This window comes from Streptomyces sp. NPDC058650, from assembly GCF_042717315.1.
Taxonomy (GTDB): Bacteria; Actinomycetota; Actinomycetes; order Streptomycetales; family Streptomycetaceae; genus Streptomyces.
Genome location: NZ_JBHXRL010000008.1, coordinates 76,498 through 101,116 on the forward strand (window position 1 = coordinate 76,498; position 24,619 = coordinate 101,116).

General features: G+C 71.1%; 13 protein-coding genes. 2 read left to right on the top strand and 11 right to left on the bottom strand.

The features are described from left to right. Positions 1-67: 67 nt before the first annotated feature. From obgE to ACFWWU_RS16490, 6 genes are all read right to left on the bottom strand, one after another. The gene (gene obgE, locus ACFWWU_RS16465; protein WP_384145188.1) at positions 68-1,507 is read right to left on the bottom strand and encodes a GTPase ObgE; all 1,440 of its coding nucleotides are present in this window, start codon (positions 1,505-1,507) and stop codon (positions 68-70) included. A gap of 129 nt (positions 1,508-1,636) precedes the next feature. Beyond that, positions 1,637-1,891: a 50S ribosomal protein L27 gene (rpmA, locus tag ACFWWU_RS16470; protein WP_056640498.1), complete on the bottom strand. Its 255-nt coding sequence runs from the start codon at positions 1,889-1,891 to the stop codon at positions 1,637-1,639. Positions 1,892-1,904: 13 nt separating this feature from the next. Beyond that, positions 1,905-2,225, bottom strand: coding sequence for a 50S ribosomal protein L21 (gene rplU / locus ACFWWU_RS16475; RefSeq protein ID WP_056558958.1), 321 nt, complete (start codon positions 2,223-2,225; stop codon positions 1,905-1,907). Between the two features lie 243 nt (positions 2,226-2,468). Continuing rightward, the gene (locus ACFWWU_RS16480) at positions 2,469-6,314 is read right to left on the bottom strand and encodes an Rne/Rng family ribonuclease (RefSeq protein WP_384145191.1); all 3,846 of its coding nucleotides are present in this window, start codon (positions 6,312-6,314) and stop codon (positions 2,469-2,471) included. Between the two features lie 232 nt (positions 6,315-6,546). Further along, positions 6,547-7,338, bottom strand: a complete 792-nt coding sequence (locus ACFWWU_RS16485) for a TIGR03936 family radical SAM-associated protein (protein ID WP_384145194.1) — start codon at positions 7,336-7,338, stop codon at positions 6,547-6,549. Between the two features lie 124 nt (positions 7,339-7,462). Continuing rightward, complete coding sequence (locus ACFWWU_RS16490; RefSeq protein WP_384145197.1) at positions 7,463-8,596, bottom strand: hypothetical protein; 1,134 nt, start codon at positions 8,594-8,596, stop codon at positions 7,463-7,465. 211 nt (positions 8,597-8,807) lie between these two features. Here ACFWWU_RS16490 and ACFWWU_RS16495 point away from each other — a divergent pair, with 211 nt between their 5' ends. Beyond that, positions 8,808-10,784: a glycosyltransferase gene (locus tag ACFWWU_RS16495; RefSeq protein WP_384145200.1), complete on the top strand. Its 1,977-nt coding sequence runs from the start codon at positions 8,808-8,810 to the stop codon at positions 10,782-10,784. A 96-nt stretch (positions 10,785-10,880) separates the two neighbouring features. On the opposite strand, the gene ACFWWU_RS16500 is transcribed toward ACFWWU_RS16495, so the two are convergent. Further along, positions 10,881-14,492, bottom strand: a complete 3,612-nt coding sequence (locus ACFWWU_RS16500) for a CDP-glycerol glycerophosphotransferase family protein (protein ID WP_384145203.1) — start codon at positions 14,490-14,492, stop codon at positions 10,881-10,883. 586 nt (positions 14,493-15,078) lie between these two features. Between ACFWWU_RS16500 and ACFWWU_RS16505 the strand changes: the two genes are divergently transcribed. Then, positions 15,079-17,394, top strand: coding sequence for a CDP-glycerol glycerophosphotransferase family protein (locus tag ACFWWU_RS16505; RefSeq protein WP_384145206.1), 2,316 nt, complete (start codon positions 15,079-15,081; stop codon positions 17,392-17,394). Between the two features lie 185 nt (positions 17,395-17,579). Here the strand turns inward: ACFWWU_RS16505 and ACFWWU_RS16510 are convergent, their stop codons facing one another. From ACFWWU_RS16510 to mrdA, 4 genes are read right to left on the bottom strand one after another with little or no spacing between them, the layout of a single operon-like run. Next, on the bottom strand, positions 17,580-19,508 hold the full coding sequence (locus ACFWWU_RS16510) for a TIGR03960 family B12-binding radical SAM protein (RefSeq protein ID WP_384145209.1): 1,929 nt from the start codon (positions 19,506-19,508) through the stop codon (positions 17,580-17,582). 52 nt (positions 19,509-19,560) lie between these two features. Next, positions 19,561-21,177: a CHAD domain-containing protein gene (locus ACFWWU_RS16515; RefSeq protein WP_384145212.1), complete on the bottom strand. Its 1,617-nt coding sequence runs from the start codon at positions 21,175-21,177 to the stop codon at positions 19,561-19,563. A 36-nt stretch (positions 21,178-21,213) separates the two neighbouring features. Then, entirely contained in the window at positions 21,214-22,413 is a 1,200-nt protein-coding gene (gene rodA / locus ACFWWU_RS16520; RefSeq protein ID WP_384145215.1) for a rod shape-determining protein RodA, read from the bottom strand. 4 nt (positions 22,414-22,417) lie between these two features. Then, positions 22,418-24,604, bottom strand: coding sequence for a penicillin-binding protein 2 (gene mrdA / locus ACFWWU_RS16525; protein ID WP_384145218.1), 2,187 nt, complete (start codon positions 24,602-24,604; stop codon positions 22,418-22,420). Positions 24,605-24,619 lie beyond the last annotated feature (15 nt).

Genomic DNA, 24,619 nt, shown 5'->3' on the forward strand with positions numbered 1-24,619 from the left:
TCTCCCGGGAAGGGGTCGACTCGTCCTGGAAGGGGTCGACCTCGTCTTAGAAGGGGTCGAACTCGTCCTAGAAGGGGTCGAACTCGTCGAACTCGCGCTGCGCGTCGTCCCGCTGCGCGTCCCGGTCGCGGCGGCGCTGCGCCGCCGGACGCGGGGCCTCCAGACGGTGGTCCTCGCCACGGCGGCCGAGCATCTCGGCGCCCGCCATCATCGTCGGCTCCCAGTCGAAGACGACCGCGTTTTCCTCGGTGCCGATCGCGACGCCGTCGCCGGCGCGGGCGCCGGCCTTCATCAGCTTGTCCTCGACGCCGAGGCGGTTGAGGCGGTCGGCCAGGTAGCCCACGGCCTCGTCGTTGCTGAAGTCGGTCTGGCGGACCCAGCGCTCGGGCTTGTCGCCGCGCACCCGGTACACGTCCTCGGCCTCGTCGTACGTGACGGTGAAGCCCGCGTCGTCGACGGCCTTCGGAGTGATGACGATCCGGGTCGCCTCCTCCTTCGGCTTGGCCGCGCGCGCCTCCGCGACGATGCCGGCGAGGGCGAAGGAGAGCTCCTTCAGGCCCGTACGGGCCACGGCGGAGGCCTCGTACACCTGGTAGCCGCGCGCCTCCAGGTCCGGGCGGATCATGTCCGCGAGGTCCTGGCCGTCCGGGATGTCGATCTTGTTGAGGACGACGATCCGGGGCCGGTCCTCCAGACCGCCGTACTGCCGGAGCTCCTCCTCGATGATGTCGAGGTCGGAGACCGGGTCGCGGTCGGACTCCAGCGTCGCCGTGTCCAGGACGTGCACGAGGACCGAGCAGCGCTCCACGTGGCGCAGGAACTCCAGGCCCAGGCCGCGGCCCTGGCTGGCGCCCGGGATCAGGCCCGGCACGTCGGCGATCGTGTAGACGGTCGAGCCGGCGGTGACCACGCCCAGGTTCGGGACGAGCGTCGTGAAGGGGTAGTCGGCGATCTTCGGCTTGGCGGCCGACAGAACGGAGATGAGCGAGGACTTGCCCGCGCTCGGGTAGCCGACGAGGGCCACGTCGGCGACGGTCTTGAGCTCCAGGACGATGTCCCGCGACTCGCCGGGCTCGCCGAGGAGGGCGAAGCCGGGGGCCTTGCGGCGGGCGGAGGCCAGCGCGGCGTTGCCGAGGCCGCCGCGGCCGCCCTGGCCCGCGACGAAGGTGGTGCCCTCGCCGACGAGGTCGGCGAGCACGTTGCCCTGCTTGTCGAGGACGACGGTGCCGTCGGGAACGGTCAGGACGAGGTCCTGGCCCTCCTTGCCGGAGCGGTTGTCACCGGCGCCGGGCTGGCCGTTGGTGGCCTTGCGGTGCGGCGAGTGGTGGTATTCGAGCAGCGTGGTGACGGACTGGTCGACGACCAGGGTCACGTCGCCGCCGCGGCCACCGTTGCCGCCGTCGGGTCCGCCGAGCGGCTTGAACTTCTCCCGGTGAACGGAGGCGCAGCCGTGGCCTCCGTTACCCGCGGCGACATGCAGCTCGACGCGGTCCACGAAGGTGGTCATGGTTGTGCCTCCAGTTTGGGGGTACCCCCGGCCGAAGGGCGGGGGAGTACGGAATGTCTATCTAGTAACACGCGAAAGGCGGACCCGCTTCCCGTACGGGAAGTGAGGTCCGCCTCCGCAAAGATCCGATCAGGCGACCGGAACGATGTTCACGACCTTGCGGCCACGGTGGGTGCCGAACTGCACCGAGCCGGGCAGCAGGGCGAACAGCGTGTCGTCGCCGCCACGGCCGACGCCGGAGCCCGGGTGGAAGTGGGTGCCGCGCTGGCGGACGAGGATCTCACCAGCGGAAACGACCTGACCGCCGAAGCGCTTCACGCCGAGCCGCTGAGCGTTGGAATCGCGCCCGTTCCGGGTGGACGATGCGCCCTTCTTGTGTGCCATGTCTCAGTCCCTCTTACTTCGCAGCCGCGGGGATACCGGTGACCTTGATCGCCGTGTACTGCTGGCGGTGACCCTGGCGACGGCGGTAGCCGGTCTTGTTCTTGTAGCGCAGGATGTCGATCTTGGCACCCTTGTGGTGGTCCACGATCTCGGCCTGAACCTTGATCCCGGCCAGAACCCACGGGTCGCTGGTCACGGCGTCGCCGTCGACAACGAGCAGGGTCGAGAGCTCGACCGTGTCGCCAACCTTGGCAGTGGGAATCTTGTCAACTTCAACGATGTCGCCGACAGCAACCTTGTGCTGGCGACCACCGCTGCGCACGATGGCGTACACGCGGATCTCTCTCTCACTCGGGATGAAACCTCTGAAGCCAGCCACTCACACGGGCCCAAGGGCCCGCGGCGTTCCGGAATCGGACGAGCGGCCTCTCCCGGCAAGCGGGAGGGAGGTGCTCAGAGGCGCGACGTATCCAGTCAGACACGCCGACGGTCTAGGTTACGGGCGGCTGCCGCAGAGGGTCAAATCCGCCCGACCGGGTGCGGGCCGTCCCGAGGGGGACGGCCCGTACCCGGTGGATCAGTCCTGGGCCGGAGCCGTGGTCTTCTCCGCCGCCTTCTTGGCCGGGGCCTTCTTGGCGGTGGTCTTCTTCGCCGCGGTCTTCTTGGTCGCCGCCGTCTTCTTGGTGGCGGCCTTCTTGGCCGTGGTGGTGGCCTTCTTCGCGGTCTTGCGCGCGGCCGTCTTCTTGGCCGGCGCGGCCTCGGGCTCGGCCTCCGCGTCCGCCGGGGCGGCCTCGGTCTCGGCCGGGGCCGTGGCGACCACGAGGACGGCCGCCTCCTCGGCGCCCGCGGGGGAACCGGCGGGAGCGGTGGCCTTGCGGACGACCCGGCGACGGGCACGCGGCGGGGCGGCCACGGGGGCCTCCTCGACAGCGGGCTCGGGCGCGGTCTCCACGACGGGCTCCGGCTCCGGGGCGGCCACAGGGGCCTCCTCGGCGACGGGCACGGCCACCGGCTCGGCGACGGCGGGCTCGGCGGCCTCCGTGGTCGACACGACCGGCGACGTCACCCGGCGCGTGGCGCGACGGCGGCCGCGCGGGGCCGGGGCGGCGGTCTCCTCGGCGACCGGTTCGGCCACCGGCTCGACGACCGGCTCGGGCTCGGCGACGGGGGTAGGCGCGACGACCGGCTCCGGCTCCACCACGTAGCTCTCGGTCTCCACGACCGGGGCCGGGGCGACCGGCGCGGACACCCTGCGGGTGGCGCGGCGGCGGCCACGACCGCGCGTGGCGGCGGCCTCGGCCTCGGCGATGCTGCCGTACAGCTCCTCGTCCGGGGCGATCGGCTCGGGCAGGGCCACCGGCGCGGCCAGCTCCGCCGCGACCTCGGCCTCGGTCTCCGCCTCCGGCTCGGCGCCGGACTCGACGGTCTCGTGGTCGTGCTCGTGGACGTGCTCGGCGCCACCGCGGCGCTTCTTCGCCCGCTTGCCGCCACCGCCGGCGGCCGCCGGCTGCTCCATGTGGACGATGACGCCGCGGCCGTTGCAGTGGACGCAGGTCTCGGAGAAGGACTCCAGGAGGCCCTGGCCGACCCGCTTTCGGGTCATCTGGACCAGGCCGAGCGAGGTGACCTCGGCCACCTGGTGCTTGGTCCGGTCACGGCCCAGGCACTCCAGGAGGCGGCGCAGCACCAGGTCGCGGTTGGACTCCAGGACCATGTCGATGAAGTCGATGACGACGATGCCGCCGAGGTCGCGCAGGCGCAGCTGGCGCACGATCTCCTCGGCCGCTTCGAGGTTGTTCCTCGTCACGGTCTCTTCGAGGTTGCCGCCCTGGCCGGTGAACTTGCCGGTGTTGACGTCGACGACGATCATCGCCTCGGTCTTGTCGATCACCAGCGAGCCGCCGGACGGCAGCCAGACCTTGCGGTCCAGCGCCTTCATGAGCTGCTCGTCGATCCGGTACGTCGCGAAGACGTCGACCTCGCTCGTCCACCTGGACAGGCGGTCGGCCAGGTCCGGGGCGACGTGCGAGACGTAGCCGTGGATGGTGTCCCACGCCTCGTCGCCGCTGACGATGACCTTGGAGAAGTCCTCGTTGAAGATGTCGCGGACGACCCGGACGGTCATGTCCGGCTCGCCGTACAGCAGGCTCGGCGCGCTCGTCGAGATCTGCTGCGCCTTCTTCTGGATGTCCTCCCACTGCGCCTGCAGTCGCTCGACGTCGCGGCGCAGCTCGTCCTCGCTCGCGCCCTCGGCGGCGGTGCGCACGATGACGCCCGCGTCCTCGGGGACGATCTTCTTGAGGATGGTCTTCAGGCGGGCGCGCTCGGTGTCCGGGAGCTTGCGGCTGATGCCGGTCATCGAGCCCTCGGGCACGTACACGAGGTAGCGGCCGGGCAGGGAGACCTGGCTGGTCAGACGGGCGCCCTTGTGGCCGATCGGGTCCTTCGTGACCTGCACGAGGACCGACTGGCCGGACTTGAGGGCGGTCTCGATGCGGCGCGGGCCGTGGCCCATGCCGAGCGCCTCGAAGTTGACCTCACCGGCGTACAGGACGGCGTTGCGGCCCTTGCCGATGTCGACGAAGGCGGCCTCCATCGACGGCAGGACGTTCTGGACCTTGCCCAGGTAGACGTTGCCGACGTACGAGGTGGCCTGCTCCTTGTTGACGTAGTGCTCCACGAGCACGTTGTCTTCCAGGACGCCGATCTGGGTGCGCTCGCCGCTCTGGCGGACGACCATGACGCGCTCGACGGCCTCGCGGCGGGCCAGGAACTCGGCCTCGGTGATGATCGGGACGCGGCGGCGGCCCTGCTCGCGGCCCTCGCGGCGCCGCTGCTTCTTGGCCTCCAGGCGGGTCGAGCCCTTGATGGACTGGACCTCGTCGGCGCTCGTGCCGGCCTCGGCCTTCTCGCGGGCCGGGCGGGGCTCGCGGACCTTGACGACCGTACGGACGCCTTCCTCGTCGGTGCCCTCGGCGTCGGCGGAGGCGTCCCCGCTGCGACGGCGACGGCGGCGACGGCGACGGGAGCTGCTGGAGCCGCCGGCGTACGCCTCGGCGTCGTCCTGCTCCTCCTCGCCCTCCTCGGCCTCGGTGTCGTCCTCGGCGCGGAGCTCGTCGGACTCCTCGGACTCCTCGACCTCGGTGAGCTCACCGCGGCGACGGCGACGGCCGCCACGGCGGCGACGTCGGGACGGGCGGTCCCCGTACTCGTCCGTCTCCTCGGACTCCTCGGTCTCGTCGAGCTCGTCCGCGGCGGCCTCGACCTCGGGCTCGTCGGCGACGGTGGCGGGAACGGGCTCGACGGCGACGGGCTCGCCGCGACGGCGACGGCGACGGCGGGAGCCGGCCTCGGCCCGCTCCGTGGCCTCCGGGACCTCGATGGGCCCGGCCGTCTCGACGACCTCGGCCTCGACGGTCTCGTCGAGCTCGTCCTCCTCCAGCTCCTCCGGCTCCACGACCTCGGCGGCTGCCATGGCGGCCGTCTCCGGGGTCTGGAACATCGGCTCGGAGAAGACCGGGGCCTGGAAGACGGCGACGGCAGGACGCTCGGCGCGGCGGGTGCGGGACGTCTCCGGCTTCGTGACGGGCTCGGAGGTGAACTGCGGCGAGACGGCGCGGCGGCGGCCACGACCCCGGGTGGCGGCGGTCTCGGCGGCGGCGACCTCGGCCTCGTCGGCGGCGATCTGCGCGACGGCGGCCTGCGGCAGCGACTCGCCGGTGGTGGCGGCCTCGACGGCGGGCTCGGGGGTCGCCTCGGGAGTCGCCTCGGGCGAGGTGACCCTGCGGGTGGCGCGGCGGCGGGTACGCGGGGCGGGCGCGGCGGCCTCGTCGACCGGGGCGGCGGTCTCGGCGACCGGCGCGGCCTCGACCGCGGGCTCCTCGACGGCGGCCGTCGACGTCACCGGCGAGGTGGCCTTGCGGGTGGCACGACGGCGGGTACGCGGCGCGGCCTCGGCGGCCTCGTCGACCGGGGCGGCGGTCTCGGCGACCGGCGCGGCCTCGACCGCGGGCTCCTCGGCAGCAGCCGTGGACGTCACGGGCGAGGTGGCCTTGCGGGTGGCGCGGCGGCGCGTCGGGCGCGCCGGAGCGGCCTCGTCGGCCGGGGCGGCGGTCTCGGCGACCGGCGCGGCCGCCGCGGGGACCTCTGCGGCGACCTCTGCGAGAGGGGCACCGACCTCGACCGTCTCCACGGCGGGTGCGGTGGCCTTGCGGGTGGCGCGGCGGCGGGTGCGCGGCGCGGGGGCGGCCTCGGCCTCGACCGGCGCGGCCTCCACGGCCGGGGTCTCGGCGGTCGCCGTGGTCTCGGCGGCCTCGGCGCCCGCCGTCACCGGCGGACCGGCGGGGCGGGAAGCGGCGCGGCGCCGACGGCGCGGCGGCAGCTTGTCACCGGGGGCATTGGTGTCTTCGTTGGACTCGAGCATGCGGGGTTCTCCCGTCACGCTCCCGGGCGCCGCGCCTGGTTCCGGTCCGGCGGCACGATCACGCCTGTGGCGCGGTGCCGCCGTCCGGGGCGCGGGCGCCGCACGGGAGCTGATGTCTGGCTCGCCGGTTCCGTACGCCCTGTGCGTACGGCCTGGCGAAAGTCTCCTGGTCAGTGCGCTGCCCGACCCAGGTGGCTCCCGAGTACCAGGGCGGCGCTACAACGACCGCTCCCTACGCGGTACCTGCACCCGGCGCCGTCGCTGAGGCGGTCGCGGCGGCCGTGGATGAAGCGGCCGTGACTGCCTCGCGGTCGGGCGCGAGCGGGTCGGTCACCGTGCCGGACTCCTCGTCGAAGAGCCCCTGCGCCAGCCTGGTCACCGCAGCGGGGACCGGCGGCGCCAGGTCGGCCACAGCTCGGAGACCGGACAGGACGTCGTCGGGTCGTACGGCAGGTGTCACGTGCCGAACAACCAGCCGCAGTATCGCACAGGCGCTGTCCAGCGGCCTATCACCCTGGGGATCGCCCTGGGGAGAGGAAACCGTCAGCTCGGTGACCGCGGAGCGGGCGTCGAAGGTGCGGATGCCGTTCTTGGTCTTGCGCTGTACTTCCACGGTCTCGGCCGCGAGAAACTCCTCGGCGGCCTTCTGCGCGTCCTCGACGGTGACGCCTTCGAGCCGCAGCTCCCACACGGAGGCGGTGAGCCGGTCGGCGAGACCCGAGGTCCGGGCCTCGACGGCGTCGGTGATGTCGAGGCCCGTGGGAAGGGACTCGTCGAGCAGGGCCCGCAGCGTCTCCGGGTCGCGCGTCTGGGTGAGCGCGATCTCCAGGTACTCGGCCTCGGAGCCCGTACCGGTCGGGGCGGCGTTGGCGTACGACACCTTGGGGTGCGGGGTGAAGCCGGCCGAGTACGCCATGGGCACTTCGGCGCGGCGCAGCGCACGCTCGAAGGCGCGCTGGAAGTCACGATGGCTGGTGAACCGGAGGCGGCCGCGCTTGGTGTAGCGCAGTCGGATGCGCTGCACCGCCGGTGCGGGCGGCGGGCCTTCGGGCTGTCGCTTGCCCAGTGGTTCTTCTCCTCGGTGCGGGGCGGGCGCGGGTGACGCGCCGCCCTCGGGTGTACGGGGGTTCCCTCGGGGCCCGGCCGGCTCACCCCCGCTTGTGCAGGGAGATCTCGGTCTCGGCCACCACGCCGGGAACGGTCTGTCGTGGTGCAGCACCTCCCAGGTTACGCGCCTGACCCCGTATGGCGTTCACAGGCTCCGGCTGCCGCTCCCCGCCGACCAGCGCGTGCCACGCGTCGCGGCGCGCCCGGCGCACGGTCTCGCGTGCCGAGGCGAGGGCGCCGCGGACGGCCCGGCCGGTCTCCACCGCGGCCTTCCTGGCGGGACGCCACACGGCGCGCACGACGTGGCCGACCGGGGTGCACACGTTCCGGTAGAACCAGCTCGCGGGCCGGCCGACCAGGTTCCACGCGAGCCACTTCAGGGCGCGGCCTACCGCCAGGGAGACGTACCCGGCCACGCGCCAGGCGATCGCGAGGGCGTCGGCGATCTCGCGGCCGATCAGCGCGAGGACACGTCCGACGGGGGCGAGCACCCACCGGTACAGGATCACGGCGGGGAGGACGACGAGGACCTTCCCGAGCCACATCAGGCCGGCGGCGAGGCCCCTGCCGAGCCGGGCGAGACCGTGGCCGAGCCAGGTGAGGGCATGGCAGAGCGGGGTGAGGACGTAGCGGTACGTCCCCGACGCGAGCGGCAGGGCCACGTACCGCCACAGGGCGGTCCACGGCCAGACGAGCACCGCCCACAGCGCCAGTCCGGCACCGCGCCCGAGCGGCGCGAGCAGTCGTGCGTACACCCAGGCCGCCGCGCGGGCCAGGCCGTGCCCGAGCGGCGTCAGGACGGCCCGGTACAGCCAGGCCGCCGGAGCGGCGATCAGGTGGACGGCGAGCGGCACGACGACGTAGCGCCACAGGCCCAGCCAGGGCCAGTAGAGGACCGCTTTGCACAGCCACCACGTCGCCGTGGCGACGGCTTCGGCCATCCGGGCGACGGCACGCCCCACGGGGGCGAGCACGTGCGCGTGGAACCAGTCGTACGCCCGGCCGAGCGGGCGCGTCAGCACCCGGCCCAGGAAACCGCCGCACAGGACGAGCGCGTCCCATACGAGGCGTACGGGAACGACGACGACAAGGACGACGATCCGTACGGGGATCCTGATGGCCGCCGTCAGACAGCCGTCGGGTTCCGGCCGGGGCGCCGCTTTCTCCGGGTGCATGTGACGGGAGACGCGAAAGGTCCGTTCACGGTTCACCCCGGCCGCCGGATCCGGACTGTTCGGCACCGCCCCCAGGAGTGGCCCCGTAGCCTAGGGCCCTACGCCCGTCCCCCCACACACACCTTGCGCATCCCCCCACCTACCCCAGGACACGTTGAGGCTCGGTATGAAAATATCCTTCCTTCTGGTCGACCGCTGTCACATCGGCGGCGTGGTCAGTGCCATCCACAACCTGGCCAAGGCGCTGGCGGACCACCACGAGGTCGAGTTGGTCTCCCTCCGTCGCAACCTCGACCAGGCGTACTTCCCGCTCGACCCCCGTGTGAAGACCCTCGCGCTCACCGACATGCGGAAGCACTCGCACACGTACGACGGTGACGACCCGATGATCGAGGTCTTCCCGCACATCTACCCGAACGAGCCCACGGACAAGAAGCCGTGGGTCAGCCGTCTGGCCGAGAAGCGGCTGATGGAGTACCTGGCCACGACCGACGCCGACATCGTGGTCAGCAACAACCCCAAGATCACGATCATGCTGGCCTATTCGGACCGCGACTTCCTGAAGGTCGCGATGGAGCACTCGAGGCCCGCGCGGTACGGCCCGCACATCCGGGACGCCCTCTTCAAGGACGCGTACCCGAAGATGGACGCGATCACCGCGCCGACGCCGGACGAGTGCCGGACCATCGCCGGGGTCGTCCCCGCCGTGAGCCACCTGCTCTCCCCGATGCCCAACTGCATCCCGGCCCACGAGGGTCAGATGTCCACCGGCGACAACAAGATCGTCGTCACCGCCGGTCTGCTCAAGACCCACAAGGGCTTCGGCGACCTCATCGAGGCCTTCTCCACCGTGGCGCCGCGCCACCCGGACTGGAGCCTGCGGATCTACGGCTCCGGCCCCGAGCGCGCCAACCTGCGCAAGAAGATCAACGACACGGACAGCAACAACCAGATCTTCCTGATGGGCCCGGCCACCCCGGTCACCCCGGAGTTCGCCAAGGCGTCCGTGTTCGTCCTCCCCTCCCACCTGGAGGCCTTCGGCAACGTCACCGTCGAGGCGATGGCGGCCGGCCTGCCGGCGGTCTGCTACGACGCCCCGCACGGCCCGCGCAACATCATCACGCAGGGCGAGGACGGCTACGTCGTGCCGCTCGGCGACAAGGCGGCGCTCGCCGAGCACATCGAGAAGCTGATCTCCGACGAGGACCTGCGCCGGAAGATGGCGGCCGCCGCGGTGACCAACGTGGTCCGCTTCCAGGAGGCCGAGACCGTCGCCCGCTTCGAGCGGCTCGTGGAGGCCATGCGGGCCCGCCGGGCCATCCCCCGCACGGCCGCCGCCGTGGTCAGCCCGCAGGGCGACGTCCGGGTGCTGATCGACGGGCTGCCCGCCGACAGCGGCGCCGAGCTGGTCTGCAAGGACATCCGCAAGAAGGCCGACGAGGTCGTCCTCCCCTTCGTCGGCGACGAGGCGCTGGTCCCCGCGCTCGGCACGCTCGTCGAGGGCGACTGGGAGCTGGCGATCCGCGCCTCCGGCTTCGACCTGCCGCTGCGGTCGGCCGGCTGCGACACCCTCCAGATCCTGTCGCTGAAGCTGCCCCGCACCGAGGGCCCCGCCCTGTCCGTGCTGCTGCCGCACGCCCACACGGACGGCACCCTGCGGGTGCAGAGCCGGGTGCGCGCCCAGCACGTCGAGGTCGCGGCCCTGCACGCCGGCACCACCTCGATCGTCATCGACGCCGCGGCCTGGGGCGTCGAGCCCGGCACCGGCAGCGTGATCGAGGCCGTCCACCGCAAGGAGGCCGACCGGAACTTCACCTTCCCGGTGAAGGCCGGCGCCGACGGACGCTTCACGGCCACCCTGGACAACGCCGCCGCGGCCCGCCTCCACCAGGCCGGCGCCGAGGACGTCTGGGACCTCTGGCTGCTGCCGGACCAGGAGTCCGCCCGGATCCGCGTCTGCAAGCTGGCCACCGACGTGCTCACCCCGATGGACGTCTTCACCTACCCGTACCCGGTGGTGAAGCAGTCCGGCGCCCCCGTCGCGGCCGCCGCGGACACCAAGGCGAAGAGCGCCTGGCGCAACCGGCTGTCCGCCGTCCCCACCGCCGTCACCGGCGTACGGCACGAGCTGCGCCCGTACTTCTCCAGCAACGGCCAGCTCTCGCTGAAGATCATCGACAAGAAGTGACCGGCGACCGGTAGCCGGGACCCGGTCCACACGACGGAGCCCCGGCCCGCAGGGAGACCTGCGGGCCGGGGCTCTTCCGTACGCCCGGGGCGCCGCCTACAGCGGCGCGCCGTCCTCCGCCGTCTTGAACATCAGGTCGGCGAGACGCTCCGCCGCGTGACCGTCGTCGAGGTCGCAGAACTGGTGGTGGAACTCGTCGTACTTCTCCTGGTACGCGACCGCCACCTCGTCGATCTCCCGGATGGCCGTGAGCAGGTCGTCCGAGGTCTCGACCAGCGGTCCCGGGGCGTCTTCCTCGAAGTCGAAGTAGAACCCGCGGAGCCGGTCGCGGTAGTGCTCCAGGTCGTACGTGAAGAACAGCATCGGACGACGCAGGTGCGCGTAGTCGAACATGACCGAGGAGTAGTCCGTGATCATGATGTCGGCGGCCAGGTAGAGGTCCGCGATGTCCGGGTACTCGGAGACGTCGAAGACGAAGCCGTTACCGGCGCCGGGGATGCTGTCGACGATGTTGGAGTGGCGCCGGATGAGGAAGACGTGGTCGTCCCCGAGACGGCGGCGGGCGTCATCCAGGTCGACGCGGAGGTCGAACTTGAACTGGCCGCGGGCGTGGGACAGGTCGTCTCGCCAGGTCGGCGCGTACAGCACGACCTTCTTGCCCTCGGGCAGGCCCAGGCGCGCCTTGACCTCCTTGGCCCGCTCGTCGCGGTCCTCGGCGTACAGGTAGTCGTTGCGCGGGTAGCCCGTCTCGGCGATCAGACCGTTGTAGCCCATGGCCCGCTTCAGGATGGGCGTGCTGAACCGGTTGGACGAGACGAGGATGTTCCAGTTCGCCGCCTCCTGGACCAGGCGCTCGTGGTAGTTCGGGTCGAACTTGGGCGCCTCGATGTCCAGGCCGATCTTCTTCAGCATCGTGCCGTGCCAGGCCTGCACGATCACCTGGCCGGGCCGCCGCTTGATCCAGTGCGGGAGGTGGGCGTTGGTGATGATGTAGCGCGAGCGCGCCAGGGCGTCGTACCAGTCGGTGCCCTGGAAGCGGACGGGCTCCAGCGTGTCGGGGAGCTCGACCTGGCCGTCACGGACCAGCCACCGGTGCTTCAGGTCCGAGCCGCGGCGGAGCAGTTCCTCGTGGACCGCGCGGGGGCTGTCCGAGAACTGCTTGCCGTTGTAGCTGATGTACAGCACCTCGTCGCGCAGCGGCAGCTCGCGACCGCGCTCGTAGACCTCGTGACGCAGCTGGTACTGGCGGTTGGCGCCGCGCTCCATGTCGGTGAGGTCGGGCAGGCAGTTGAGCTGGGGGTGGTCCTGCCAGTGGACCTCCATGCGGTAGTCGCGGCCGTTGTGCGAGCCCTCCAGCGGGAACTGGGGCACGGCGAGCCGGTCCACGACGAGCGGGAGGGACTGCTCTTCGTCGGAGTTCTCCAGGCGGAGCACCCAGCGGCCGGCCTTGAGCGGCAGCCGGTTGTTGGTGCCCGTCATCGTGGAGGGGCGGAAGGAGGCCTCGAAGGTGCCGTCCGCCAGGACGTTGAGCGGGACCTTCCGCTCGTCGAAGCGGCCCTTGGCGCTGATGACGAGGTGGTGGTCCGACAGCTCCACGGGCGCGGCGCCGCGGACGAGGAACGTCCCGTCGGCGAAGGCGATGCCGGTGATCCTGGCGCGCAGCGGGCGGCCGGAGAACTTCAGGTAGCCGTTGGCTCCGGAGAGGACCGCCACCTCGTTCTGCATGGCTTCCTCGCCGCCGAACTCGGCGGGCAGGCGGATCTGGAGGTCCGGCACGCCGTCCTTGACGACGACCTTGACGGAGCGCTGCTGCTGGCCCGGCTCCGTGACGCGTATCTGGGTGCTCCAGTTGCGGCGCATCGTCTTCGCGGCGTCGGCGCCACCGCCGGACGCGGCTTCGGCGCTGTCCTGGTGCTCCGGCAGCAGCGCTATGTCGTGCAGGGGCACGCGGACCCGCAGCCGCGTGTGCCCGCCGGTGACGTCGAGGACCTCCGCCGGGTAGGTGAGCACCTCGCCGCTGTTCTGGTTGGCGACGCGGAGGATGATCTCGGTGCCCATGGCGAAGGTCTCACGGAACACGCCGTCGACGACGATCTCGTCGCCGTCGGGCGTGAAGCCGGTGACGACGACCGGCACCTTCTCGATGCGCAGCTTCAGCGCCGCGCGCCGGATCTCCGGGACGATCCGGAAGTCGTCGTCGAGCCACTGGTAGGGCGGGTAGGTCAGGCGGTCCGTGCCGTACGAGTGCACGGAGCGGGAGCGCACGAGGCCGCCGGACATGACGCGCATGCCCACGTGCCAGAGGCCCTCCTGCCACTTGCCGCCCTTGCGGAACCGGGCGGGGTCGATGGTCGTCTCCCAGCCGGCCCAGTCGAAGCTGTGGCCCCGGCCCTTGTGCCCGGAGGCGGTGGTGGCCTCGGGGGCGAAGATGTTGCCCAGCGGGACGAGGACGCGGCGCTGGGTGCCGTCCTTCTTCAGCTGGAGCAGCTTGACGACGCTGCGCTTGCCCGTCTGGTCGACGCGGTCGATCCAGGCGTGGCCGGACAGCTTCAGCTTGCCGTTCTCCCACGTCAGGGTGTCCAGCGGGGAGCGCAGCTGGAGGTCCTTGTCGACGCGCAGGAGCTTCTTGGGCACCAGGTCGCCGCGGGATTCCAGCGCCGAGTACTTGGCGTACTTGCGGACGACGCCGTCGAGCCCGACCGGCTCGCCGAGGCGCTCCGCCTCGATGAAGTCGACGAGCTCGTTCGCGGCGTGCTTGCGGACCAGCAGCCACTTGACGCGCAGCGCCGTGGGCAGCGTGTTGATCAGCTTGACGTCGATCTGGTCGAGGAACCTGTTCGCCACGCGCATGAACTCGGCGCGGTACTCGTCGTCGCCGTCGGGCATCACGTTGAGGAAGATGCGCAGGTCACCGGTGAGGACGGTCTTGTCGTACGCGAGCTTCAGCGCGTCGGCGTCGGGGTCGTTCTGCTCGGCGAGGAACCGGCTGACGTGCTCGCAGCCGGTGGCCCGGTCCCGGGCCGCCTTGGGCTCGTTGCGGCGCTGGGTGATCGAGGGGTTGGCCTCACCCTCGCGCAGACGCCAGTAGTACGTGGCGTCGCTGATGATGTCGACGGAGTCGGCGAGGTACTGGGCCGGCACGATGACCGGGGTGTCCTCGTACAGCACGCCCTCGGGGAAGCGCAGGCCGTGCTGCTCCCAGAAGTCACGCCGGAAGAGCTTGTTGCAGGCGAGGCGGTCGGTCAGGAGGTTCCGGTTCTTCCGGACGTGCGTGCGCTTCACGGCGCCCCGGGAAAGGAACCGGTGCATCGGCGACTGCCACACGCGGGTGGAGTTGATGTGCTCCACGTTGCCCGTGGCGAAGGAGGAGCCGGTCTCGTCCAGGCTGCTGATCATCAGCCGGAAGGCATCCGGCGGGATCATGTCGTCGCTGTCGACGAACGTCACGAACTCGCTCTCCGGCGCCAGGCTGTCGAGTCCCGTGTTGCGGGCCGCACCCAGGCCGGCGTTCTCCTTGCGGATCAGCCGGAACCGGGCGTCCTTGTCCGCGAACTCCGCCGCTATGGCGTTGGAGTCGTCGGTGGACCCGTCGTCGATCATGAGAACTTCCAGGTCCTGGAAGGTCTGCACGGCCAACGAGTTGAGGCAGGCGGGAAGGTACTCCGCCACGTTGTAGATCGGGACGATGACGCTGAGCCGGGGTGCCATGAAGTTCTGCGTTCCTTTCTGGTTCAGACCCGCTCGACGAGCTCGAGCGCCTGAGGGGGTGACGGGGTGGCGTGCTTGGGGATTTCCGGCGGATCGGCGGGGAGTGTCTCCACCCTCCGAGGAAGATCCGCCGGGCGACGTGCTGGGCCGCACGCCCGCCGTCGAACTGCAGTACTTGTCCCGATACCCGGTCCGCAGCTTAGCCGCCGCCCTCCGGCCCGCCCCGAAAGGAAGCGCACCTGGTCCCGCGCCGTGACGCGGGGAGTGGTGACCAGAGACACAGAAGAACGCAGGACCGATTCCGCGCGCCCCTGTATGCGAGAGCGCGCGTTGCGTATGGGGACCACCAGGGTCGGTCGGGACATTCCTCACCGGTCCATCTGCCTGCATGACTGTGCGGCGGCCCCCGGCCGCCGCAGCTGTCCAGGGTAGACGATCCGCAATTCCGGCGTTCGCCCGTCGTTGGGCCCTCCCTCACCCGCAAGGAAGAGGATGTTCACCCCGCGCGCGAGCACCTGCGGTTTCCGGGGCGCGGAAGGCCTCCTGCATACTGCGCTTGAGCGGTTCGACTGAGGAGACACGACGCATGCCGGCTGCAGCTACCCCCCGATTCAGCGTGATCATCCCGGTGTACGGGGTCGAGGGCTACATCCGCGAGTGCCTCGAATCGGTGACTACGCAGAGTTACCGGAATTTCGAGATCATCGCGGTCGACGACTGCTCCCTCGACGGCAGCGGCGCCATCATCGACGAGTTCGCCGCGCGCGACCCGCGCGTGCGCGCCGTCCACCGTGCCCAGAACGGCGGCATCGGCGCCGCCCGGAACACCGGCGTCGAGCACGCCCGCGGCGACTACCTGCTCTTCATCGACGGCGACGACTCGATCCGCCCCGGCTCCCTGGAAGCCATGGCGGACCGGCTCGCCGAAGCGGAGGACCCCGAGGTCCTGCTCTTCGACCACGTCCGCACCCACGTGGACGGCACCGTCGAGCCCAGCAACTCCGGCCCGTACCTGGCCGGCATCCGCGACCAGGTGATCCGCCCCACCGACCACCTCGAACTGCTGCGCATGTTCGCCGTCGTCTGGAACCGCGTCTACCGCCGCGACTTCTTCACCGGCGAGGGCTACGCCTTCACCGACGGCCTGTACGAGGACGCGCTCATGGTCTACACGTCCATGGCCGCCGCCCAGCGCGTCGCGGGTCTGGAGTACGTGGTCGTCGAGTACCGGCAGCGCCGGGTCGGCAGCTCGATGCGCAGCAGCTCCCCGCGCAAGCACTTCGTGATCTTCGACCAGTACCGGAGGGTCTTCGAGTACCTCGACGGCCGCCCCGGCCTCGACGAGTACCGCAGGACCGTCTTCGCGCGGATGATCTCCCACTTCCTGTTCACCTTCGCCCGGGACTTCCGCATACCGAAGGGTCACCGTCGCGCGTACCTGAAGCAGGCCTCCAAGGTCTACCGCGACCTCGAACCCGCGGGCTTCACCCCGCCGCCCGGCATCCTCGGCCTGAAGTTTAAGGTGCTGCGGAGCGGCTCGTACACCGGCTTCGAAGGCCTCAAGGTGGTCAACGGCACCCGTGAGGCGGGCATCCGCTCCGTCGGCCGGTCCAAGCGCTGGGGCGGCCGCAAGGCCCTGCGCGCCTACTACGCCGTGCAGCGCCGCCTCCCCGTCGACGAGAACCTCGCCGTGTACTCGGCGTACTGGGGCCGCACCCCCAGCTGCAACCCGCTCGCCGTGCACGAGGCGGCCAAGCGGCTCGCGCCCGGCATCCGCGGGGTGTGGGTCGTGAACCAGGAGCACGCCGGCAGCGTGCAGCCCGGACTGCAGCGGATCGCTCCGGCCACCTTCGGCTACTGGAAGGCGCTGGCCCGGGCCAAGTACCTGGTCAACAACGTCAACTTCCCCGACGCCGTGATCAAGCGCCCCGGCCAGATCCACCTGCAGACCCACCACGGCACCCCGCTCAAGCGGATGGGCCTGGACCAGCAGCACTACCCGGCCGTCTCCCGCAGCATGGACTTCGGGAAGCTGCTGGAGCGCGTCGACCGCTGGGACTACAGCGTCTCGTCGAACCAGCACTCCACCGAGAACTGGGAGCGGGTCTACCCGGCCGCCTTCCGGACCGTGAACTCCGGTTACCCCCGCAACGACGTCTACTACCGCTCCACCGCGGCGGACGTCCGCCGGATCCGCGACGAGCTCGGCATCGCGCCCGACAAGACGGCGATCCTGTACGCCCCCACCGTGCGCGACCACCAGAAGGACGCCTTCGTCTCCCGGCTGGACCTCGCCCGCTTCGCCCGCGAACTCGGCCCGGAATTCGTCCTGTTGGTCCGTGCCCACTACTTCTACGGCGGCGACCGGGAGTTGAACTCCCTCGCCGAGCGGGGCGCGCTCGTCGACGTGTCGCGGCACCCGTCCGTCGAGGAGCTCTGCCTGGCGGCGGACGCCCTGGTCACGGACTACTCGTCGATCATGTTCGACTACGCCAACCTCGACCGGCCGATCGTCACGTACGCCGACGACTGGGAGGCGTACCGGACCTGTCGAGGCGTCACCTTCGACCTGCTCTCCGGCGAGCCCGGCGACACCCCCGGTGTGCTCACGACGACCGAGGACGAGCTGATCGAGGCGTTCCGCAGCGGCGCCTGGGCGGGCGAGCCGGCGGCCACGCTGCGGCAGGCCTTCCGGGAGCGGTTCTGCGCGTGGGACGACGGCTTCGCGGCCGAGCGGGTCGTCCGGCGGGTCTTCCTCGGCGAGGAGGAACTGCGGCCGCCCGTCGTCCCCGTCGCCGAGCGCCACCCGGCCCCTGCGCCGCGATCTGCCGAGGGTCCCGGGATCCTCCGCCCCCGGCCGGCGGACCAGGACGAGCTCACCGCGGCCGGGTCCGAAAACTAGGGGGCGTCAAGCTAGGGGGCGTCTCGCCCCCTAGGGACACGCACAGGAGGCGCCCGGAGCGATGGCTCCGGGCGCCTCCTCGTATCCGGTGCGGGGCCGGTGGCCGCCGGTGGCCGGTACGGACGAAGGCCCGGCCACGGAATGTCCGTGGCCGGGCCTTCGTCCGATCCTGTGCCTGCGGCCTGCTACTTCACGACCGACAGCGGCAGCAGCTTCTTGCCCGTCGGGCCGACCTGGATCTCGGTCTGCATCGCGGGGCAGACACCGCAGTCGAAGCACGGCGTCCAGCGGCAGTCCTCGACCTCGGTCTCGTCGAGCGCGTCCTGCCAGTCCTCCCAGAGCCAGTCCTTGTCGAGACCGGAGTCCAGGTGGTCCCAGGGCAGGACCTCCTCGTAGGTGCGCTCGCGGGTCGTGTACCAGGCGACGTCCACGCCGAAGCCGGGCAGCGTCTTCTCGGCGCACGCCATCCAGCGGTCGTACGAGAAGTGCTCGCGCCAGCCGTCGAAGCGGCCGCCGTCCTCGTACACCGCGCGGATGACCGAGCCGATACGGCGGTCGCCGCGCGAGAGGAGGCCCTCGACGATGCCGGGCTTGCCGTCGTGGTACCGGAAGCCGATCGAGCGGCCGTACTTCTTGTCGCCGCGGATCTTGTCGCGGAGCTTGGTGAGCCGCGCGTCCGTCTCCTCGGCCGACAGCTGCGGCGCCCACTGGAACGGGGTGTGCGGCTTGGGCACGAAACCGCCGATGGAGACGGTGCAGCGGATGTCGTTCTGACCGGAGACCTTGCGGCCCTCGGCGATGACCTTGACCGCCATGTCGCCGATCTGGAGGACGTCCTCGTCGGTCTCCGTCGGCAGGCCGCACATGAAGTACAGCTTCACCTGGCGCCAGCCGTTGCCGTACGCGGTGGAGACGGTCCGGATGAGGTCCTCCTCCGAGACCATCTTGTTGATGACCTTGCGCATGCGCTCGGAGCCGCCCTCGGGGGCGAAGGTGAGGCCGGAACGGCGGCCGTTCCTCGTGAGCTCGTTGGCCAGGTCGACGTTGAACGCGTCGACACGGGTCGAGGGGAGCGACAGGCCGACCCTGTCCTCCTCGTACCGGTCGGCGAGGCCCTTCGCGATGTCACCGATCTCGGTGTGGTCGGCGGAGGACAGCGAGAGGAGGCCGACCTCCTCGAAGCCGGTCGCCTTGAGGCCCTTCTCGACCATCTCGCCGATGCCGGTGATGCTTCGCTCCCGCACGGGGCGCGTGATCATGCCGGCCTGGCAGAAACGGCAGCCGCGGGTGCAGCCGCGGAAGATCTCGACGGACATGCGCTCGTGGACGGTCTCCGCGAGCGGGACGAGCGGCTGCTTCGGGTACGGCCACTCGTCGAGGTCCATGACGGTGTGCTTGGAGACCCGCCACGGCACGCCGGACCTGTTGGGCACGACACGGCCGATGCGGCCGTCCGGCAGGTACTCGACGTCGTAGAACGCCGGGATGTAGACCGCACCGGTCTTCGCGAGACGGAGGAGGACCTCCTCGCGGCCACCCGGCCTGCCCTCGGCCTTCCAGGCGCGGATGGTCTCGGTCATGTCGAGGACGGCCTGCTCGCCGTCGCCGATGATCGCCGCGTCGATGAAGTCCGCGATCGGCTCGGGGTTGAAGGCGGCGTGGCCGCCGGCCAGCACGATCGGGTGGTCGACGGTCCGGTCCTTCGACTCCAGCGGGATGCCGGCGAGGTCGAGGGCGGTGAGCATGTTCGTGTAGCCGAGCTCCGTCGAGAAGCTCAGGCCGAAGACGTCGAAGGCGCCGACGGGACGGTGCGAGTCGACCGTGAACTGCGGGACCTTGTGCTCGCGCATGAGCTCTTCGAGGTCCGGCCACACGCTGTACGTGCGCTCGGCGAGGACGCCCTCGCGCTCGTTGAGCACCTCGTAGAGGATCATGACGCCCTGGTTGGGCAGACCGACCTCGTACGCGTCCGGGTACATCAGCGCCCAGCGGACGTCGGCGGACTCCCACGGCTTCACCGTGGAGTTCAGCTCTCCACCGACGTACTGAATCGGCTTCTGCACGTGCGGGAGCAGAGCTTCGAGCTGCGGGAAGACAGACTCGGCAGCAGACATCTCGAACCTTCGTGAGCTGGCAGGGGGGCGACTCTCAAGCGTACCCCGGTGCTCAGCGGGTCAGCGCCGCCCGAATTTCCCGGGCCGAGGCCTTGGCCCAGACCCCCGGAAGCTCGCGCTCCGCGGCCTCCGCCGCCGCTTCCTCGCGGCCGTGGAGAAGTCCCCAGGTGAAAGCGGATTCCCCGGCCGCGTGGGCCTGGGTCGCGAGCTCGCGCAGGGCCTCGCGGGCGACGACGGCGTCCTGGTGTTCGCCCAGGAGGGACTGGACGGACTTCACACGCTTGGCGAACTTCCGTGCGGGCTTCCCGAGGGTGGGCTTGGCCGCGTCGCCGGCGTACCTCGCGCGCTTGGCGGCCTTGCGGGCCTCGTGGAGGGCGACGTCGAGGTCCCGGCCGGGGTCCAGAGCGAGAGCCCGCTCGACGCGGGTGGCGAGGCGGTCGTGGTCCTTGAGGACGGCGCGGGCGAGCACCTTCCGGGCGTCGCGGGCGGCGGCCTTCCGCACGGGCGGGTCGGCGAGCAGCTCGTCGAGGGTGTCGAGGAGGACGAGGTAGCGGGCCGAGTCCAGGGCGGCGAGGGCACGGCGCCGGCCGCTCCGGCCGCGGGCCGCGGACCAGGTCCGCTGCCGGCCGCGGACCGGGCCGAGGCGCAGGGACCGGGGCAGGGCGTCGATCCGGTCGCGCAGCCGCTCGGTCATCACCTCCTGGTCCCGGGCGATGCCGAGCTCGCCCGCCAGCCACTTCAGCTCCGCGCCGACGGGGTCGGTGACGTCCCGGTCGAGGACCTTCCGGTACGACTTCAAGGCGCTGCGCAGACGGCGGCAGGCGACCCGCAGCTGGTGCACGGCGTCGGGCAGGTCGCGCCGGACGGCCGGGTCGAGCTCGACGATCGCGTCGGCCTGCTCGCGCACGTAGTCGAGGACGGCGTGCCCGGCGGTCCCGGGGGCGGGGGCGGTGTCGGCGCCCCGTGGCGCCGCCCCGCGCGCTCCGGCCTCGGCCGACGGGGCTCCGTCCTCGGCGTCGGCCGGTCGTCGGCGCGCCCGCTTCCCGGCGCCCGAGGCGGTGGCGTCGGCGCTCGGTGTCGTCTCCGACAGGGCCCTCGCCAGCTTGGAGGCGGACGACGAGGCGCGGATGCCGGCCTTCGCGAGGCGCTTCTCGGTCGCGTCGAGGATCGCCTCGTCGGCGTCGTCGGCGAGTTCGACCTCGATCTCCGTCCAGGTCGCCTCCGCTCCCCCGGGCAGCCGCTCGGCGCGGACCGTGTCGACGGACAGCTCGGCGAGGAGCGTGCCCCCGGCGTCGACGAGGTGGCGGACGTCGCGCGCGGACCGGAGGCGGACGACGGGGACGACCTCGCCGCCGCGGACCCGGGAACGCAGAAGCCCCGCCAGCTCACCCGGGAGGGTGTCGGCCAGCGGGGCCCTGATCTCGTCGCGGATGCCGGAGGCGACGGGGAACTTGAGGTGCCAGCCCTCGTCGTCCCCGCCCGTGCGACGCCGCAGGGTGATCGCGTCGGCGGCGAGCCGCAGGTCGGGGGTGTCGTAGTAGACCGCGTCGAGTTCCGTGACGCCCCGGTCCACGACGGCCGAGACGCCGGGGACCCTGGTGAGGTCCGGTAGCCGGGTCTCACCCGTGGCTTCGTACTTCCGCTCGATCTCGCGCTTCGTCTCCGCCATGAGTCGAATCTAGTACGTATCGCCTCTGCGCGGCCGCTATGCCGTCATCGCGCGCTGCACCCTGATCGACTGCAGCAGCCCGATCGCCACCCACACCGCGAACATCGACGAGCCGCCGTACGACACGAACGGCAACGGCAGGCCCGCGACCGGCATGATGCCGAGCGTCATGCCGATGTTCTCGAAGGACTGGAAGGCGAACCAGGCGATGATCCCGCCCGCGACGACCGTGCCGTAGAGCTCGGTGGTCTCGCGGGCGATCCGGCAGGCCCGCCAGAGCACGATCCCGAGGAGGACGAGGATCAGGCCGGCGCCGACGAAGCCCAGCTCCTCCCCCGCCACCGTGAAGACGAAGTCCGTCTGCTGCTCCGGTACGAACTGGCCCGTCGTCTGCGAGCCCTTGAAGAGGCCCGCGCCGAGGAGGCCGCCGGAGCCGATCGCGATGCGGGCCTGGTTGGTGTTGTAGCCGACGCCCGCGGGGTCGAGTTCGGGGTTGGCGAAGGCCGCGAAGCGGTTGATCTGGTACTCGTCCAGCATGCCGAGCGCGGTGACGAGGACCGCGCCCCCGATGCCCGCGCCGATCAGGCCGAGGACCCAGCGGTTGGAGGCGCCGGAGGCGAGCAGCACGCCGAGCACGATGACGGCCATGACCATGACCGAGCCGAGGTCGGGCATCAGCATGACGATGCCCATGGGGAGGGCGGCCAGCGTGAGGGCCTTGGCGACGGTGCGGTGGTCGGGGTGGAGCTGGTCGCCCGCGTCGACCTTGGCGGCCAGCAGCATCGCCATGACCAGGATGATCGTGATCTTCACGAACTCGCTGGGCTGGAGGGAGAAGCCGCCGCCGATGACGATCCACGCGTGGGCGCCGTTGATGGTGGCGCCGAGCGGGGTGAGGACGGCGAGGATCAGCACGATCGAGAGGGTGTAGAGGATCGGGACCGCGCCGCGCAGGGTGCGGTGACCGAGCCAGATCGTGCCGATCATCAGGGCGACCCCGATGCCGGTATTGAGCGCGTGCCGGAAGAGGAAGTAGTACGGGTCGCCCTGGTTCAGCTCGGTGCGGTTCCGGGTGGCGGACCAGACGAGCAGCGCCCCGATGAAGGAGAGCGCCAGCGCGGAGAGCAGCATCGGCCAGTCGAGGCGGCGGAGCATCGAGTCGCGGGCGGTGAGCTTCGCGAGCGGCCCGCGCTCGGGTGCGTAACGGGAGACGGAGAAGCTGGTACGTGTCGTCATCGGGTCAGTCCCGCCTTCCGGGGGGCGGGCCCGCGAGCGGCGGCGCACCGGCGTTCTCGACGGGATCGACCAGCTGCGACTTCGGGTCGTACGCCTTGATGTCGGGGGCGTCGATGGTGCCGTCGGCGTTGACCTTCGGCAGGGCCTTCTGCGGCCCGGGGAGCAGGGCCCGCTTGAGGTCCTGGTTGCCCGCGTCGTCCAGGCCGTAGAGGGCGTCGTAGATGTTGCGCACGGCGGGGCCGGACGCGCCGGAGCCGGTGCCGCCCTGAGAGATCGTCATGATGATGGTGAAGTCGTCGGTGTAGGTCGCGAGCCAGGAGGTGGTCTGCTTGCCGTAGACCTGGGCGGTGCCGGTCTTGGCCCGCATCGGGATCTTGTCCTGGGGCCAGCCGCCGAACCGCCAGGCGGCGGTTCCGCCGGGCTCGACGACGGAACGCAGTCCCTTGTCGAGGTCGCGGATCGTCTCGGCGCCGACCGGCAGCTTGCCGTGGGCGGTCGGCTTGATCTCCCGGACCCGCTTGCCGTCGGGGCTGATGACCGCCTTGCCGACGGTGGGGTCGTAGAGGGTGCCGCCGTTGCTGATGGCCGCGTAGGCGGTGGCCATCTGGATGGGGGTGACGAGGACGTCACCCTGGCCGATGGCGAAGTTGATGCTGTCGTAGGCCTTGAGCTGGTTGCCTTCGAGGCAGCTCTCGTAGGCGATCTGCTCGACGTAGGAGCCGCCCTTCTTGCCCTGCTTGCACCACCCGTCCTTGTTCGCCTCCCAGAAGCTCTGCTTCCACTGGCGGTCGGGGATGCGGCCCTTGACCTCGTTGGGCAGGTCGATGCCGGTCTCGGAGCCGAGCCCGAAGTCCCGGGCGGTCTTGTAGAACCAGTCGTTGGCGCCCTGCTTGGGCTTCATCCCGCCGTCACGCTGCCACTCCTGGTGGCCCAGGGCGTAGAAGACGGTGTTGCAGGAGAACTTGAGGGCCTCGCCCAGGGTGATGGGGCCGTGTCCCTGGGACTCGAAGTTGGCGAAGCTGCGGCTGCCGAGGCTGTAGGAGCTGCTGCAGTTGTACTTGTCGTTGAAGTCGTGGCCGGCCCGTACGGCGGCGCTCGCCGACACCACCTTGAAGATGGAGCCCGCGGCGGCCTGCCCCTGGATGGCCCGGTTGAGCAGCGGGTAGTTGGACTTCTTGCTGGTGAGAGCGGCGTAGTCCTTGGCCGAGATGCCGCCGACCCAGGCATTGGGGTCGTAGTCCGGCTGGGAGGCCATCGCGACGACGCGGCCGGTCCTCGACTCCATGACGACGACAGCGCCCGCGTCGGCCTCGTACTTGCGGTTGGTGATCTTGTCGGTCTCGCCCCGGACGAGCTTCATGGCCGCGTTGAGCTCGTACTCGGCGACGGCCTGGACGCGGGCGTCGATGCTGGTGACGAGCGTGGAGCCCGCGACGCCGGGGTCGGACTCGGTCTGGCCCATGACCCGGCCGAGGTTGTCGACCTCGTAGCGGGTCACGCCCGCCTTGCCGCGCAGCTCCTTGTCGTAGGTGCGCTCGATGCCGGAGCGGCCGACCTGGTCGGAGCGGAGGAACGGCGAGTCGCCGTCCTTCGCCTTCTCGATCTCGGAGTCGGTGACGGGCGAGAGGTAGCCGAGCACCTGCGAGGTGCGGGCCTTGCCGGGCGCGGGGTAGCGGCGTACGGCGGCGGGCTCGGCGGTGATGCCGGGGAAGTCCTCGGTGCTCTCGCGGATCGTCAGCGCCTGCTGGGTGGTGGCCTCGTCGGTGACCGGGATCGGCTGGTACGGGGAACCGTTCCAGCAGGGCTTGGGTGTCTGGGAGTCGCAGAGCCGGATCTTGTTGATGACGTCCTCGGGCTTCATCTCGAGAACGCCTGCGAGCCGGGTCAGGACGGCCTTGCCCTTGTCCTTTATCTTCATCAGCTCGGTACGGGACGCGGAGACGACCAGGCGGGTCTCGTTGTCGGCGAGCGGGACGCCGCGGGCGTCCAGGATGGAGCCGCGGACGGCGGGCTGGACGACCTGCTGGACGTGGTTGTTCTTCGCCTCGTCCGTGTACTCCTTGCCGTTGCGGATCTGGAGGTACCAGAGGCGGCCCCCCAGGGTCAGGAGCAGCGAGAAGACGAGGATCTGGATGACGACGAGCCGGATCTGGACCCGCGGGGTCCGCCCGGTCTCGGGAATGTTGCTCATACTGCCGGGACCCCC